General features: G+C 54.2%; 15 protein-coding genes. 9 read left to right on the forward strand and 6 right to left on the reverse strand.

Going from position 1 to position 14,462, the window contains the following annotated elements; all coding sequences use genetic code 11:
• The first annotated feature begins 48 nt into the window (after positions 1-48).
• A complete protein-coding gene (locus tag SIB74_RS10065) occupies positions 49-708 on the forward strand; it encodes a lysophospholipid acyltransferase family protein (RefSeq protein WP_413681693.1) in 660 nt (219 codons plus the stop codon).
• Here the strand turns inward: SIB74_RS10065 and SIB74_RS10070 are convergent.
• The 3 genes from SIB74_RS10070 to SIB74_RS10080 are packed head-to-tail and all read right to left on the reverse strand — an operon-like array spanning position 644 to position 2,207.
• Entirely contained in the window at positions 644-1,285 is a 642-nt protein-coding gene (locus tag SIB74_RS10070) for a YdcF family protein (protein WP_063396732.1), read from the reverse strand. The two genes, SIB74_RS10065 and SIB74_RS10070, sit on opposite strands and share 65 nt — an antisense overlap.
• Positions 1,282-1,959 carry a tRNA (adenosine(37)-N6)-threonylcarbamoyltransferase complex dimerization subunit type 1 TsaB gene (gene tsaB / locus SIB74_RS10075; RefSeq protein WP_063396731.1) on the reverse strand — a complete coding sequence of 226 codons (678 nt, stop codon included), beginning with the start codon at positions 1,957-1,959 and terminating at the stop codon, positions 1,282-1,284. Before tsaB ends, SIB74_RS10070 begins: the two co-directional genes overlap by 4 nt.
• Positions 1,956-2,207: a Ycf34 family protein gene (locus SIB74_RS10080; protein WP_063396730.1), complete on the reverse strand. Its 252-nt coding sequence runs from the start codon at positions 2,205-2,207 to the stop codon at positions 1,956-1,958. Before SIB74_RS10080 ends, tsaB begins: the two co-directional genes overlap by 4 nt.
• Here SIB74_RS10080 and SIB74_RS10085 point away from each other — a divergent pair.
• Together SIB74_RS10085 and SIB74_RS10090 are read left to right on the forward strand one after the other, a co-directional pair.
• The gene (locus SIB74_RS10085; protein ID WP_063396729.1) at positions 2,206-3,444 is read left to right on the forward strand and encodes a tRNA nucleotidyltransferase; all 1,239 of its coding nucleotides are present in this window, start codon (positions 2,206-2,208) and stop codon (positions 3,442-3,444) included. The genes SIB74_RS10080 and SIB74_RS10085 overlap by 2 nt on opposite strands.
• A 70-nt stretch (positions 3,445-3,514) precedes the next feature.
• Entirely contained in the window at positions 3,515-3,958 is a 444-nt protein-coding gene (locus SIB74_RS10090) for an RNA recognition motif domain-containing protein (RefSeq protein WP_011131367.1), read from the forward strand.
• 41 nt (positions 3,959-3,999) lie between these two features.
• Here the strand turns inward: SIB74_RS10090 and SIB74_RS10095 are convergent, their stop codons facing one another.
• Positions 4,000-4,941, reverse strand: coding sequence for a phytoene synthase (locus SIB74_RS10095; RefSeq protein WP_063396728.1), 942 nt, complete (start codon positions 4,939-4,941; stop codon positions 4,000-4,002).
• Positions 4,942-4,944: 3 nt separating this feature from the next.
• Positions 4,945-6,363 (reverse strand): 15-cis-phytoene desaturase, encoded by a 1,419-nt coding sequence (gene pds, locus SIB74_RS10100; RefSeq protein WP_063396727.1) that lies wholly within the window; start codon positions 6,361-6,363, stop codon positions 4,945-4,947.
• A gap of 108 nt (positions 6,364-6,471) precedes the next feature.
• On the opposite strand from pds, the gene SIB74_RS10105 reads away from it, so the two are divergent.
• Together SIB74_RS10105 and SIB74_RS10110 are read left to right on the forward strand one after the other, a co-directional pair.
• Entirely contained in the window at positions 6,472-6,819 is a 348-nt protein-coding gene (locus tag SIB74_RS10105; protein ID WP_063396726.1) for an NAD(P)H-quinone oxidoreductase subunit M, read from the forward strand.
• Positions 6,816-7,469: a DUF3172 domain-containing protein gene (locus SIB74_RS10110; protein ID WP_063396725.1), complete on the forward strand. Its 654-nt coding sequence runs from the start codon at positions 6,816-6,818 to the stop codon at positions 7,467-7,469. Before SIB74_RS10105 ends, SIB74_RS10110 begins: the two co-directional genes overlap by 4 nt.
• Positions 7,470-7,477: 8 nt before the next feature.
• Here the strand turns inward: SIB74_RS10110 and SIB74_RS10115 are convergent, their stop codons facing one another.
• Positions 7,478-8,449, reverse strand: coding sequence for a LysR family transcriptional regulator (locus tag SIB74_RS10115; protein WP_063396724.1), 972 nt, complete (start codon positions 8,447-8,449; stop codon positions 7,478-7,480).
• Between the two features lie 133 nt (positions 8,450-8,582).
• On the opposite strand from SIB74_RS10115, the gene SIB74_RS10120 reads away from it, so the two are divergent.
• The 4 genes from SIB74_RS10120 to SIB74_RS10135 all read left to right on the forward strand — a co-directional run bounded on the left by SIB74_RS10120 (position 8,583) and on the right by SIB74_RS10135 (position 14,456).
• On the forward strand, positions 8,583-9,284 hold the full coding sequence (locus SIB74_RS10120) for an NnrU family protein (RefSeq protein WP_231906143.1): 702 nt from the start codon (positions 8,583-8,585) through the stop codon (positions 9,282-9,284).
• A gap of 34 nt (positions 9,285-9,318) precedes the next feature.
• Entirely contained in the window at positions 9,319-11,331 is a 2,013-nt protein-coding gene (locus tag SIB74_RS10125; RefSeq protein WP_063396723.1) for an NAD(P)H-quinone oxidoreductase subunit 5, read from the forward strand.
• Between the two features lie 88 nt (positions 11,332-11,419).
• Positions 11,420-13,111: an NAD(P)H-quinone oxidoreductase subunit 4 gene (locus tag SIB74_RS10130; protein ID WP_011827244.1), complete on the forward strand. Its 1,692-nt coding sequence runs from the start codon at positions 11,420-11,422 to the stop codon at positions 13,109-13,111.
• Between the two features lie 442 nt (positions 13,112-13,553).
• On the forward strand, positions 13,554-14,456 hold the full coding sequence (locus SIB74_RS10135) for a segregation/condensation protein A (protein WP_063396980.1): 903 nt from the start codon (positions 13,554-13,556) through the stop codon (positions 14,454-14,456).
• The last annotated feature ends 6 nt before the right edge of the window (positions 14,457-14,462 follow it).

The raw sequence follows: 14,462 nt of genomic DNA on the forward strand, positions 1-14,462 counted from the left end.
ACTTTGACCCAAGCCAATCCCCTATTGAGCTCAAGCATGCCGGTGCTAATGACACCGCAGCCAAGTCTCACCTATCGACTCGTGAGCTATCTACTGGTGTTTCCCATCTTCCGGGGTCTATTTAGGGGATGCACCTTTGGCAACGAAAATGTTCCACGTCAAGGTGCTGTTGTGGTCGTCGCCAACCACGGTTCTCACCTCGACCCGCCCCTTCTTGGCCATGCTCTTGGGCGGCCTGTGGCCTTCATGGCCAAAGCAGAACTTTTCCGGATCCCCCTCTTAGGAGCAATCATCCGTGCCTGTGGTGCTTACCCGGTGAAACGTGGCGCCAGTGACAGGGAAGCCATTCGCATGGCAACTGCCCGCCTGGACGAAGGCTGGGCCATAGGGGTCTTCCTTGATGGCACTCGCCAAGCCAACGGCCGCGTCAATGCCCCCATGCCTGGAGCCGCACTGCTAGCGGCTCGCAGCGATGCGCCCCTACTTCCAGTAGCGATCATCAATAGCCACCGTGCCCTTGGCAAAAGTGGACAATTACCCCGACTCATACCAATACAACTGCGGATCGGCGAACCGATCCCCCCACCTTCCAGCCGTCGTAAACACGACTTGGAAGCCACCAGCGCAGAACTCCAAAAAAGAATCAATGCGCTGCTGGATCAAGGACTTTTGAGTTCGGCAGAAGAGCGTCTTCGCCGCCAGCGCTGAGTGCCTCTGGCCAGCGCCGCTGTGCCCAATCCTTAAGATCGCGACCTGTAGCCACCCAAGCCCAAGCCCTTACCCAATCGCTGATCCGCTTGCGCACCCCCTCCTCCCGACATTGATTAGCGCAAGAGACAGAGATGCCTGTCAAGCGGATCCCTCGGCTACCAGCCACAACATGACCCACGGCCATGGAACGGGGCAAATGATCCTCACTAGTCACCAGTAAGACATGCTGGATGCCCTTTAACCGCAGTTCATCCACAAGAGACGTGAAGTTACTCAGGGTGTCCTTAGCGCGGTAGTCGAGCTGAACCTGACTCGGAGGAATCCCCACCTCACGAACCAACCACTGGGCATATTCCAGGTTGCTACCACCACTAACAACCAAAGGCAAATTCAAATCCCTCGCTAATCGGATGCCAAGATGCTCACGATCAACATCACCTCCGAGTACCAAGATCAACTGAGGAGGCTTTCCATTCGTTAGCGCCTGCCGATAAGGACGCAAAGGTCCGGCAGCAATCAACCAGAACAAGAGGCCTCCTACAACAATCGGCCCAGGACGACACCAACTCCTCAAGGCGAGACCACCACCGGAGATGTGGGATAAATAGGAAGCACATCAGTCCAGGCGACCTCCTGGCCCAAACTGTGCGCCGTGGCGCAGAGCTCAAGTAAATGCTCCACATCCTTAGCCACATCATCTTGGGCATCAAGGGCAGGGAAGGCCTTGAAATCCTCTGCTAACAAATGGGGCGGTTCCAACTCCACAACAACCTTTGCAGCGCCAACTTCTGCAGCCATTTGCAACTGATAACGGCCGGCCACAGTTCCTCGCCGGGGCAGGGGTTTCACGATCCAAAATGGCTGCTCCATTTGCTCATCGCTTAACGCAACCGCCAACCGAGGAGCCATCAAAGCAAAACTGCTCACCCCATCGAGGGAACAACCAAGCTGCTGGGCCAGAGTTCTTGCCATCACGACGGTTAAACGAGTCCCGGTAAATCCGCCAGGACCGATGGCCACGGCCAAGCGAGCCAAATGAGGCCAAGAGGCTGCTGGCAAAAGCTCCTCTACACAATTGAGCAAACTATTTGAGAGCCCGCGGCCCAGTGGGAAAGTTGCAGTACGCCGACTGGTCTTGGGATCGCGGCAATCTTGAACAGCTACACCAAGCGTTTCTGAAGAACTGTGGAGTGCCAAAAGCAAAAAAGCCTGATCTTCATCCAAGGATGAACCGGTCTGACAGCTCATCGAGGCAGCTCCTGACCAGGGCACAATCGCTTCCAGCGCCCATGATCTAAAAGAAAACTACCGCAGTCCCGTACATCCCATTCCACGCCTGTCACTCCTTCAGGCAAATCAATCAAACTGATATGGATGCGTGGGTTCTGAGGCTCCAGATCCGGTGCCGCATTGAGATGGGCAACCCCGTGCTGCCGCTCCACCGCGTGATAGGCCTGGCAACGATCAACCCAGCGGCAGTCGACACAAATACACATGCCCTCCCTTCGCTCTTCTGCACCCATTCTGGAGGGTGATCCCACCATCCGGGTCCAGGCCCTTTGGGAACAATTACATCCTGATCACTGGCCACTATCGATTCAAGAACTGCCTGCTGGAACGGTCCTAGTAGGAGGAGCCGTTCGTGATGGCCTGCTTGGCCGACTCCAGAAGCAACCAGATCTCGACTTCATTGTGCCAAGCAAGGCTCTAGAGATCACCCGCAGTCTGGCCAAGACGCTGGGAGGCACATGTGTGGTGCTGGACGCAGAAAGGGACATGGCGCGATTGGTGATCAAAGGCTGGACCATCGACATCGCCACCCAAGAGGGATCCAACCTTAAAGAGGACCTTTGGCGGCGGGACTTCCGTCTCAACGCCATTGCCCTCACCCTCGAGGCCACCCCTCAGCTCGTGGACCCAACGGGAGGGCTGAGTGATCTGGAGCAAAAAAAACTTGTTGCGGTACGTGAGCAAAACCTGCTCGACGATCCCCTGAGGTTGCTGCGCGGTCTGCGACTGATAGCCGAACTGCAGCTCAGCTTGGAAAAGCAAACCTTGGCGTGGATCAATTGCCACCACAGACTTCTGCCCCAAGCAGCTCCTGAACGAATTCAGGCAGAACTACAACGGATCGTGACTGCGCCTTGGGCCGATGACGTGCTGCCGCTGCTGCTGCGCACTGGCCTACTGGATTGTTGGCAAAACACCATTGAAAGAATCAGCCGACCAGCGCCATGTTTAAAGGTTGCCAAATCCCTCAAACCTGAAGAGCAAGCCGTTGCGCTTCCCTTGGCTCGTCTCACTCATCTGCTCAGCAATGAGGGGCTGAGCGCATTGCGCTTCAGCCGACGACAATGTCAACGCTGCCAACTCCTTCGTTACTGGGAAGAACGCAACGACGGTATGGCGTTTGCAAGCCTCAGCGAATTGGATCGGCTGCAATTGCACCTCGATCTAGAAACAGACCTTCCAGCCCTCATCCTGCAGCTCCCGCAAATCAGCCAGATGCAGTGGCTAGAGCGTTGGCGGACCGCCGATGATCCTCTGTTCCACCCCTCACCTCCTGTGGACGGCTATGCACTGCAAAAGACCCTCAAACTCCCAAAAGGTCAAGCTCTAGGTGAGCTGCTTCGCCATCTCTGCAAAGAAAAAGCCTTTGGTCGGGTACAGAATCGAAAGCAAGCTTTTAAGGCAGCAACTTACTGGTGGGAACAAAAACAAACCTTGCTGTGATTAACTGCACTGGCAATAAGGACATCGATCGGCCTGATCCACATCCTTTTCTCATTCCCCTCTCTTTTTCATGAGCGTTCGCCTTTACATCGGCAACCTGCCGCAAACTTTTGAAAGCAAAGAGCTGGAAACGCAGCTGGCCAGCGTTGGAGATGGGATTCGCTTCAAGGCAGTTCTCGACCGAGAAACCGGAGGTTGTCGTGGATTCGGCTTCGCCAATGTCAATGATGAGAAAATTGCCAATGCGGTAATTGAACAGTTCAACGGCCGAGAGTTCAACGGAAACAACTTGCGGGTTGAGCGTTCTGAACGCCGCAATACAAACGAAGGATCCGGTGGTGGTTCACGCCGCAACGGTACAAATTCAAGCGGCAATGCCCCAGGATCAGCCAGAAAATCGGCCAACAAAGTTGTACACAGTGATGCGCCTGCTGAAGAAGCACCCGACCCACGCTGGGCTGGAGAACTTTCCAAACTGAAGGATCTCCTCGCCAATCAAAAGACAACTGTTTGAACTGAAGCTTTAATCCTCTTTCAAAATCTGTTTATCCAGCCTCAGCGTGCTTGAGCCATCAGATATGAAAGAGGAAGATCAACCAACTTCATCCAGCGACTCACATAAGCCCGATTATTAAACACGTCATAGTCCAAGCGTTCGATGGAATCGAGGATCCCTCTATAAAGCCGCAATGAAGCCCATACTGGCCAACGAGCATCTTGAGAGAGCCAGCGCACTCCAGCTTCTGAGCGAGCAAACCACTCGCGAGCACGCTCCAATTGGAAAGCCATCAAATCCTTCCAAGCACTATTCAAACGTCCAGCCATCAAATCAGCTTCTGAATAACCAAATCGGTCGAGATCTTCCTGGGGAATGTAAATACGGCCACGGCCACGGTCCTCTCCTACATCACGAAGAATGTTGGTTAGTTGATTGGCAATTCCCAGAGCAATAGCAGCATCTGATGTCTCTGGAGAAGAACTCCAAGGGGCTGTTGTGTATGCAGGGTCAAGACCCATGACGTGCTGGGTCATCAAACCCACAGTGCCTGCCACTCGATAGCAATAGAGCTCTAACTGCTGAAAGGTGGCGTATCGATGCTGATTCAGATCCATGCGCTGCCCCTCAATCATGTCCAGATAAGGCTGTATGGACTGAGGGAAACGTTCAAGAGTGTCTGCCATGACCGCATCCAGGCCATCCACCACCTGGCCAGCGAACATGGCCCGAGTGCGTTCTTCCCATTGATCCAGCCGATTCGCTAATTCTGAAACAGGACGCGTCTGAGCCTCTGCGCTATCCATCAGCTCATCAGTTCGCCGACACCACACATAGATGGCCCAAATCGCTCTGCGTTTGATCGAAGGAAGCAACATGGTGCCGAGATAGAAGGTTTTCGCCCACTGAGCTGTTTCCTTCCGACAAGCCTCATAAGCCTCATCAAGACTCAAGCAAGCCTGAGTACTGATAATCGACGAATCCTGCGCTATCTGAGTCATTCTTCAGGCCTGGAGAGGCTTGCTAACAGACTGGGGCGTGGATAACTTCTCCCCACAGCTATCCACGGCGTTTGCACACAACTTGCCACTGAGCACCGCACCCTCCATCGACGCCAGGTATCGCTGCATTGTGAAGTCACCAGCGAGAAAAAAGTTGGCAATCGGAGTCTCCTGGCTCGGGCGAAGCTTCTGACACCCAGGGGTGGTCTTATAAACCGAAAGGGGTGTCTTGATGACCTTGTACTTGCGCAGTTTGGCCTGTTTTTCGCCTGTGAAGTGCATCGGGAAAAGCTTCTTGAGCTCAGCCAATGTGGCTTCGATGATGTCGTCATCGCTACGGCCGATCCAATCTTTGGCTGGAGCAAAGACCAGTTCCAACATAGAGCGATCTGGATCTGCGTACTCCTTGCAGGTAATGCTCATATCGGCGTAGACACTCAAAAGAGGGGAACGACTGAAGAGCAGGTGATCGATATCCGTGAGCTTGCGGTCGAACCAGAGATGAATGTTGATCACTGGAACACCGCGCAATCCGTCGAGTTTGCGAAACACCTCCATCTGCTTCCAAGGGTCCGGCAAAAGCAATTTGAGCGGATCCACAGGAAGAGCACTGACATAAGCATCGGCTTGAACATGCCTAGATTCACTCCCCGGCTCACCTCCGATCAAAAAGCTCTCCACACTGCTGTCTTCACTGAGCTTGATCTCCCGCAAAGGGCTGTTGAGATAAACCTCGCCACCATGAGACTGAATATGCTCCACCATCGGTTGACAAAGCCGCTCAGGAGGGGCGCCATCAAGGAAGGCCATCTTGGAACCATTCTTTTCCTGAAGAAATCGATTGAGCGCCGTGAGGATGACAGTGGCTGAAATCTCATCAGGGTCAATAAAGTTCAATGCCTTACTCATGGCGATGAAAACCTCCTCATTCACCCGCTCAGGGATGTTGTGGATCCTCAGCCATTCAGTCCAAGAATATTGATCACACTCCTCCACGTAATCCTGACCTCGCAACATTGCCGGTACGAGACCCAAGCCGAAGGCAACCTTCTCTGGCCAGCTGAGCAGATCGTTATTACCTAAAATGGCAGCCACTCCATTGAATGGAGCTGGAAGATCAGGAAAGTCAAAGCGGCTATACGTTCCAGGCTCCTCAAGCTGGTTGAAGATCATCGAGTGACTTTTCCACTGCAAACGCTCCTCGATGCCCAATTCGTGGAACAACTGGAGCATATTTGGATAAGCCCCAAAAAAGATATGTAAACCAGTCTCATACCAGTCACCATCCTCATCCTTCCAAGCCGCAACTTTGCCCCCAAGCACATCGCGGGACTCATAAACAACTGGAATATGTCCCGCATCAACTAGATATTTGGCACATGAGAGTCCAGCCAGACCTGCTCCTGCGATGGCAACGCGCATGCTTCTCACGACAAGTAAACATCAACCCTAAAAGGAGCCCTGCCCCATTCTCTTCCTAGAGTCCCTTCACTTGCTCTAGCGGGCCCCATTGCGGGACCGGTCCATGCCATGAACGAGACCCTATTGAAGTGCACGACCCGTCACGTCAGGATCTTCACGGCCAGGGTTGAAAACAATGATCTCGTTCCAGACCCCGACCAGCTCACGCTTGATCTCGATCCTGACAACGAGTTTCTTTGGACAGAATCCGTCACAAAAGAGATCCAGCAACGCTTCGCAGAGTTGGTTGCCTCGCATGCCGGAGGCGAACTTAGCGATTACAACCTGCGCAAAATTGGCTCAGAACTCGAAGGAACAATCCGCAAGCTGCTTCAGGCTGGAAAATTAAGCTACAACCCAGAGTGCCGCGTGCTGAATTACTCCATGGGGCTACCGCGTACCCCTGAGCTGTTGTGAATCGCTCCCGTTACAACCGCCAATCACCTCCTGAGAGCTATGGCCAAGAGGGAGGTCGCGGGGACCGCTACTCGCGCCGCAACCGCTATGAAAGGGATGACTCCAGCTATGACCGTTCCCCTTCAAGTCGTTCTGGCCCTCCCACCCCACCAGGAGGCAATGGAATCCGCTTGAGTACAGCCAGCCTGGCTGTACTCGCAGGGGTTCTGATCGTTGGGATCGGGATCGGCAGTGCTGTCACTAGCACCACTGGGGGCGATCAAGGCAATATTGCTAGCGGTCAGCAGCTGGATATGGCTGTACCAGATCCTGAATTCTGCCGGCAATGGGGAGCCAGTGCCCTCGTCATTGACGTTGAGATGTACACCACACTCAACCCTTCCAGCAGTTTCGTCACCCAGCCCAGCCTGCAGCCTGGCTGTGTCATTCGTAGGGAAAACTGGACGGTGCTGGAAAAACAAGGTGCGGTCACCAATAACCAGGTGAGAGAGTGCAAGCAACGCATGAACACCTTTGCCTACATCGGTTCAATCCGCGATAAACCAATCGTCCGCTGCGTCTACCAAACCGATATCAAAGAGAATAAATTTATTACTAAAGGAGTTGCTGACGATTCCGTGGGGGTAACACCGGAAGCGGATCAATTCTGAGTCGACTCTTAACCATTGCCATCTGCAAGAACGGCCCTGTTCTGACGAATGGGGCTGTCGGCACTAGCAAACACTGGCAGCACATCCCGCCTAAATGCTTCTGCTGCGCGTGAACAGTAACGCGCAGGATGGCTGATCAACTTCAGCTGACGACGCACCTGCAGATCAACCACCAACGGTTTGTGCACTGTGCCGGCGGTTAGTTCACGTTCAATCGATACCACAGGCAAAAAGGCTGCCCCAAGACCAGATTGAACTGCATTCTTGATCGCCTCAAGAGAATTGAGCTCCATCTCTATCCGCAAGCGCTGCACATCCAAGCCAGATCGAGCTAGGAGCTGGTCCAGCATCTTGCGAGTGGTGGACTGGGAATCAAGACTGATAAAACCCAAGCGATAGAGATCTTCCTTGGTGAGTTCAACAAGCCTCGACAAAGGATGTTTCACCGGAAGAACCAGGGCCAGTTCATCGCTGGCGTAAGGCACAACCTGAAGAAGTTCGTTGAGCTCCGATGGCAGCTCGCCTCCAATGATCGCTAGATCAATTTGACCATTGGCAATGCTCCAGCCGGTGCGTCGGGTGCTGTGCACTTGCAATTGCACGGCTACGTCCGGATACTTTTGGCGAAAGAAGCCAATCATGCGCGGCATCAAATAGGTGCCAGTCGTCTGGCTAGCCCCAATCACTAACGATCCACCTTTGAGGTCATGCAGATCATCAAGGGCTCGGCAGGCTTCCTGACACTGACTAAGAATCCGCTCGCAGTAGCTCAACAGAAGTCGGCCCGCTTCGGTTAGCTGAGCCTTGCGGCCCCCACGATCAAACAAGGAGACCTCTAACTGCTTCTCCAGGTTCTGAATCTGCAGGCTCACCGCCGGCTGAGTGACGTAAAGGCTATCGGCTGCTTTCTTAAAGCTGCCCTCACTCACGATTGCGTGGAGGATGCGCAACTGATCGAGTGTGAAAGGCAGATCGGCCATGGAGGACCTGCCAACCCGGCAGCAACAACGGAAAAACTGTAAGCGGAAAAGCCTGGACGCCAGAATCGATAATCATTGCCACTGCCGCTTGGCACAATTGTCATCCACTGGGCTCCATCACAGCACCCTTGTGATGCTTGGTCTGTTGTTTCTCTTCGCTGTGATCCACAGCGGCGGAGCCGCCCTACGTAGCCATGCCGAAACCAAGATCGGGGCTAGGGCATGGCGATTGATTTTTGCCGCAACAAGCATTCCCTCCGCTGTGGTGGTGATCGGTTACTTCCTCGCACATCGCTACGACGGGGTGCGGCTCTGGAATCTGCAAGGGGTGCCAGGCATGGTGCCAATGATCTGGGCCCTCACCGCCATCAGTTTCCTCTTCCTCTACCCAGCCACCTACAACCTGCTGGAAATCCCAGCCTTGCTCAAGCCGAAAGTCCGGCTTTATGCCACGGGGATCATCCGCATCAGTAGACATCCCCAAGCCATTGGCCAAATCCTCTGGTGTTTCTCCCATGCACTCTGGATTGGCAGCAGCTTCATGCTGGTGACTTGTTTAGGCCTGATCGGCCATCACTTATTTGCTGTATGGCATGGCGACCGCAGATTACGAGCCCGCTTCGGCGATGCTTTTGAGGAACTGCGTCAAAACACCTCCGTAATCCCCTTCAAGGCGGTGCTCGATGGACGACAACAATTGCTATGGCAAGAAGCTTTGAAGCCTTCCCAGCTCGGCATCGCTATCGCCGTGGGAGTGTTCTGGTATGCCCATCGCTTCATCTCCATCGGCAGCGCGGCCTTCCTCTCCTCCAAGCTGGAAGGCCTGCTGAGCTGAATTGCCTACACTCCCATGATCCTGCCTGGACCGGATGACCTCGGCCGCCGACCTCGCCTGGTTAATCCCGGTGTTCCCCCTACTCGGAGCGATCGCCACAGGCCTGGGACTAATCAGTTTCAACCGCACCATTAACCGCCTACGTAAGCCGGTAGCTGTGCTGCTGCTCACCTCTCTAGGTGCTGCCGCCGTCTTGAGCTATGCAGTCCTCGCCGAGCAGCTGACCGGTGCTGCACCTGTAGAACATCTCTTCGTCTGGGCCAGCGCCGGCAGTTTCATTCTGCCAATGGGTTATGTGATTGATCCCCTTGGAGCCGTGATGCTTGCCCTGGTCACCACCATCGCTCTGCTGGTGATGATCTACTCCCATGGCTACATGGCCCACGACAAGGGCTACGTGCGTTTCTTTACCTATCTAGCCCTATTCAGCAGCTCGATGCTGGGCTTGATCATCAGCCCAAACCTTCTCGAAATCTACGTGTTTTGGGAGCTGGTAGGGATGTGCTCCTATCTCCTGGTGGGCTTCTGGTACGACCGAGATGGTGCCGCCCATGCAGCTCAAAAGGCTTTTGTCGTCAACCGTGTGGGGGATTTTGGCTTGCTCCTGGGCATTCTCGGACTCTTCTGGGCAACGGGCAGTTTTGATTTCCATGGCATCGCCAATGGCTTGTCAGATGCCATCGCGAGCGGAGCCGTTCCAGGCTGGGCGGCATTGACCTTATGTCTGTTGGTGTTCATGGGGCCGATGGCCAAGTCAGCTCAATTCCCCCTTCATGTTTGGCTTCCCGATGCCATGGAAGGGCCCACACCAATTTCTGCTCTCATCCATGCGGCAACCATGGTGGCAGCCGGTGTCTTCCTCGTTGCCAGGCTCGAACCTCTCTACAGCCAGTTCCCCATGGTGGGTTTGGTGATCGCCGTGATCGGCACGATCACCTGTTTTCTGGGAGCGTCCATCGCGCTCACCCAAATGGACCTCAAGAAGGGACTGGCTTACAGCACAGTGTCTCAACTTGGATACATGATGCTGGCGATGGGCTGCGGCGCTCCCGTAGCAGGAATGTTCCACCTGGTGACCCATGCCTTTTTCAAGGCCATGCTTTTCCTTGGCTCAGGTTCAGTGATCCACGCCATGGAAGACGTTGTTGGTCACGAACCCATCCTGGCCCAAGACATGCGACTGATGGGCGGCCTGCGCCAAAAAATGCCGATCACCGCCATCACCTTCCTGATCGGCTGCATTGCCATCAGCGGTATTCCCCCTCTAGCAGGCTTCTGGAGCAAAGACGAAATTCTGGGACAAGCATTCACGACCTTTCCATTGCTCTGGGTTGTGGGTTTTCTGACAGCAGGGATGACAGCCTTCTACATGTTCCGCCTCTACTTCCTCACATTTGAAGGGCCATTCCGCGGAGACGACAAAAACCTACAAACAAAACTGCTTGCTGCAGCGGGCAAAGCCAGTGAAGACGAGCATCCTCATCAAGGCGGTGTACTGCATGAGTCGCCCTGGTCCATGACTCTGCCATTAGCACTCTTGGCAGTGCCCTCGATGCTGATTGGTCTAATCGGCACCCCCTGGAACAGCCGCTTTGCAGGCCTGCTCAACCCAGAGGAGGCTCTTGAAATGGCCGCAACATTCAACTGGAGTGAATTCCTGCCACTGGCAGGAGCTTCAGTGGCGATCTCAACAGCAGGCATCAGCTTGGCTGTCTTGGCTTATGCACTGCACCGCCTCAATCTCGAAGAACTATTTGCCAAGCGCTTCCCTGTCATCAATACCTTCCTGGCCAACAAGTGGTATTTGGATGACATCAATGAAAAGATCTTCGTACGCGGCAGCCGCAAACTGGCTCGTGAAGTGCTTGAAGTGGATGCCAAGGTCGTTGACGGCGTGGTGAATCTCACCGGCCTACTCACGCTTGGAAGTGGCGAAGGTCTTAAGTACTTTGAAACAGGCCGCGCTCAGTTTTACGCCCTGATCGTTTTCGGTGGTGTCATCGCCTTGGTAGTTCTATTCGGCGTCCTAGGCAGTCCTGTGAGCTGATAAACCAAATTGTGTGTTAACGCCTATCGAAGCAGTGTCAGAACGCCAAGCATTTCTACACTCCGACCAGTGCTGAAAAGGCCTGTCCGTGCTGGAGTTTGCCATAAGCGCACCCTTGGACACAGGTGCCGAGCTGCTGAGCGATCAAGTGAGCGCTAACTTCCCCTGGCTGAGCCTCTCAATTCTGTTCCCGATTGTGGGGGCCTTTCTGGTGCCGTTCATCCCTGATGAAGGGGAGGGTAAGCAGGTTCGTTGGTTTGCACTCGGCATCGCCCTGGTGACCTTTGTGATCACCGTGGCTGCCTACCTATACGGCTATGACCCCAGTCTGAGCGGCTTACAACTATCCGAACGGGTGAGCTGGCTACCTGATCTGGGCCTCACCTGGGCTGTCGGAGCAGATGGCATCTCGATGCCACTCATTCTGCTCACCAGTTTCATCACAGCACTGGCGGTGCTGGCAGCCTGGCCAGTGACGTTCAAACCCAAGCTGTTCTTTTTCCTGATCCTGGCAATGGATGGCGGCCAGATCGCAGTTTTTGCCGTTCAAGACATGCTGCTGTTCTTCCTGGCTTGGGAACTGGAATTGTTGCCGGTCTACCTGCTGCTAGCGATCTGGGGTGGCAAAAAAAGGCAATATGCAGCCACAAAATTCATCATTTATACCGCTGGCAGTTCGCTGTTCATTCTGCTGGTGGCCCTAGCCATGGGGTTCTTCGGCGGAGGCACACCCAACTTCGAATACACCAACCTCGCCCAACAAAGCTTTGGGACAGGTTTCCAGTTGCTCTGTTACGCCGGACTGCTGATTGCCTTCGGCGTCAAGCTGCCAATTGTGCCTCTACACACCTGGCTACCAGACGCCCATGGAGAAGCAACGGCGCCAGTTCACATGCTGCTTGCAGGAATCCTGCTGAAGATGGGCGGCTATGCCTTGATGCGTTTTAACGCTCAACTGCTACCTGAAGCCCATGCCCAGTTCGCCCCACTTCTCATCGTGCTTGGGGTGGTCAACATCATCTATGCCGCTCTCACCTCCTTCGCCCAGCGCAACCTCAAACGCAAGATCGCCTATAGCTCAATTAGCCACATGGGCTTTGTACTGATCGGCATTGGCAGCTTCAGCGCCCTAGGAACGAGTGGCGCCATGCTGCAGATGATCAGTCATGGTCTAATCGGCGCCAGTCTGTTCTTCCTTGTAGGAGCCACCTACGACCGCACCCACACCTTGCAACTTGATGAGATGGGAGGAGTGGGTCAAAAGATGCGAATCATGTTCGCCCTATGGACTGTCTGTGCACTCGCCTCCCTCGCTCTGCCTGGCATGAGTGGTTTCGTGTCTGAATTAATGGTGTTCGTGGGCTTTGCTACCGATGAGGCCTACACGCTGACTTTCCGGATTGTGATTGCGGGGCTTGCGGCAATCGGCGTCATCCTTACCCCCATCTATCTACTCTCAATGCTGAGAGAAATCTTCTTCGGCAAAGAGAATGACCAACTGGTCTCCCATACCAACCTGGTTGATGCGGAACCAAGAGAGGTCTACATCATTAGCTGCTTACTCGTGCCGATCATCGGCATTGGCCTCTACCCCCGACTCATGACCGATAGCTATACCGCATCCATCCAAGAATTAGTAAAGCGAGATGAGCTAGCCCTGCAACGCATCAAAAAACCCTCAGCATTGATGATTCGAAACACCACCATGACGCCTGCGGTGGTCTCATCCCCAAGGCTGCCGATCAGTCAAACGCGATCGGAGCAGCTCACTAGGAAATAAGAGACTTCAGCCTTTCTTTGCACAGCAACCCACCCTGAAGTCTGCAGCAGTAATGATTAGCGAGTTGCTGTTTTAAGGGATTCGCCAGATCAATTTCATCTTGATCTTGTGCCTCGAACTCAACAAAGCAATTCACAATGCCATCGAGCCCTTTTGGATGTTATTGCAGGTCTAAGGGCTAGCAATAGATATTTCTTCTCTGCCGGGAGTGGCTGATCTAGAACCATGCCAAGCAATCCCTACCTCAGCCTCTAAGGCACCAACTCAACCGGCCAAGACCAAGCAAGACGATCAAACTTTGAGACAAAAGCTGACTAGGAACCACCTCATCAGCTTCCTGCTAACACAATTCATATAACCCTTTAAAAGCATGATGATCTATGGATTCCCCCTAGCGCGCGCCTAACAAGATCGATAACTTATTTCAAGCGTGATCTTTACCTTGCAAGATGATGGACTGAACAGGGGGGCTGATTCAGGCGCTCGCCTTGCAATCCGCCTGCTGCAAGATGCCGCAGAGCGAGGTGAATTAGATCCCTGGGATGTCGATGTGATCGCCGTGGTTGATGGTTTCCTCGATCAACTTCGCCAGCGGATTGAGGTGCCCCGGCAAGTGGCCGCACAAGTTCAACGGCAAGGCGGCAGTTATGAACAGGATTTAGCAGACAGCAGCGAAGCCTTTTTAGCCGCATCAGTCCTGGTTGGTCTTAAAGCAGAGGTTCTCGAAGCCCAAACCTTTCCGCCGGAACCTCTGTTTGAAGAAGGCTTTGAAGCAGAGCTGGGAGAGCAAGGCTGGCTAGATCCAAGTTTTGCGCTGCCCAGGCGCCCAGAGCGCCACCTCTTACGTCGTCCGGCAGCACCACCACCCCTCCGCAGGCCAGTGACCCTTGGCGAGCTCATCGAGCAACTGGAATCCATCGCCGAGCAACTCGAATCCGACGAACTGCAACAGCGACGCCGCAAACGCAATAAACGTTTTAGCGAGCGTGAGGCCATTGCCCAAGTCACCGCTCTGGCGCACCGGGAAAAACTTCCTGAAACGACTGCAGCCTTAGGAGTTTTCCTCAACGATTGGGAGCAGGCCCTGCACTGGGTTGATTTCGAGCAGTTGGTTGGTCAGTGGGAACAGGTCTCAACAGCAGACCTGGACACGGATCGGGTGGGCGTGTTCTGGGCTCTGTTATTTCTATGCTCACAGGGGAAAGTGGAGCTGGCACAGGAAGGATCCCTCTATGCCCCCCTACGACTGAAGCGACTGCTGGCCCCAGGAACCATTGCTCAGCTCCCGCTTACCAGCCTTAACGTGCCAGCTGCCACTCCGGCCGAGGTCGTGAATGCCGCTTGAATGGAG

Origin of the sequence: Prochlorococcus sp. MIT 1306, assembly GCF_047304515.1 — a bacterium.
Taxonomy (GTDB): Bacteria; Cyanobacteriota; Cyanobacteriia; order PCC-6307; family Cyanobiaceae; genus Prochlorococcus; species Prochlorococcus marinus_D.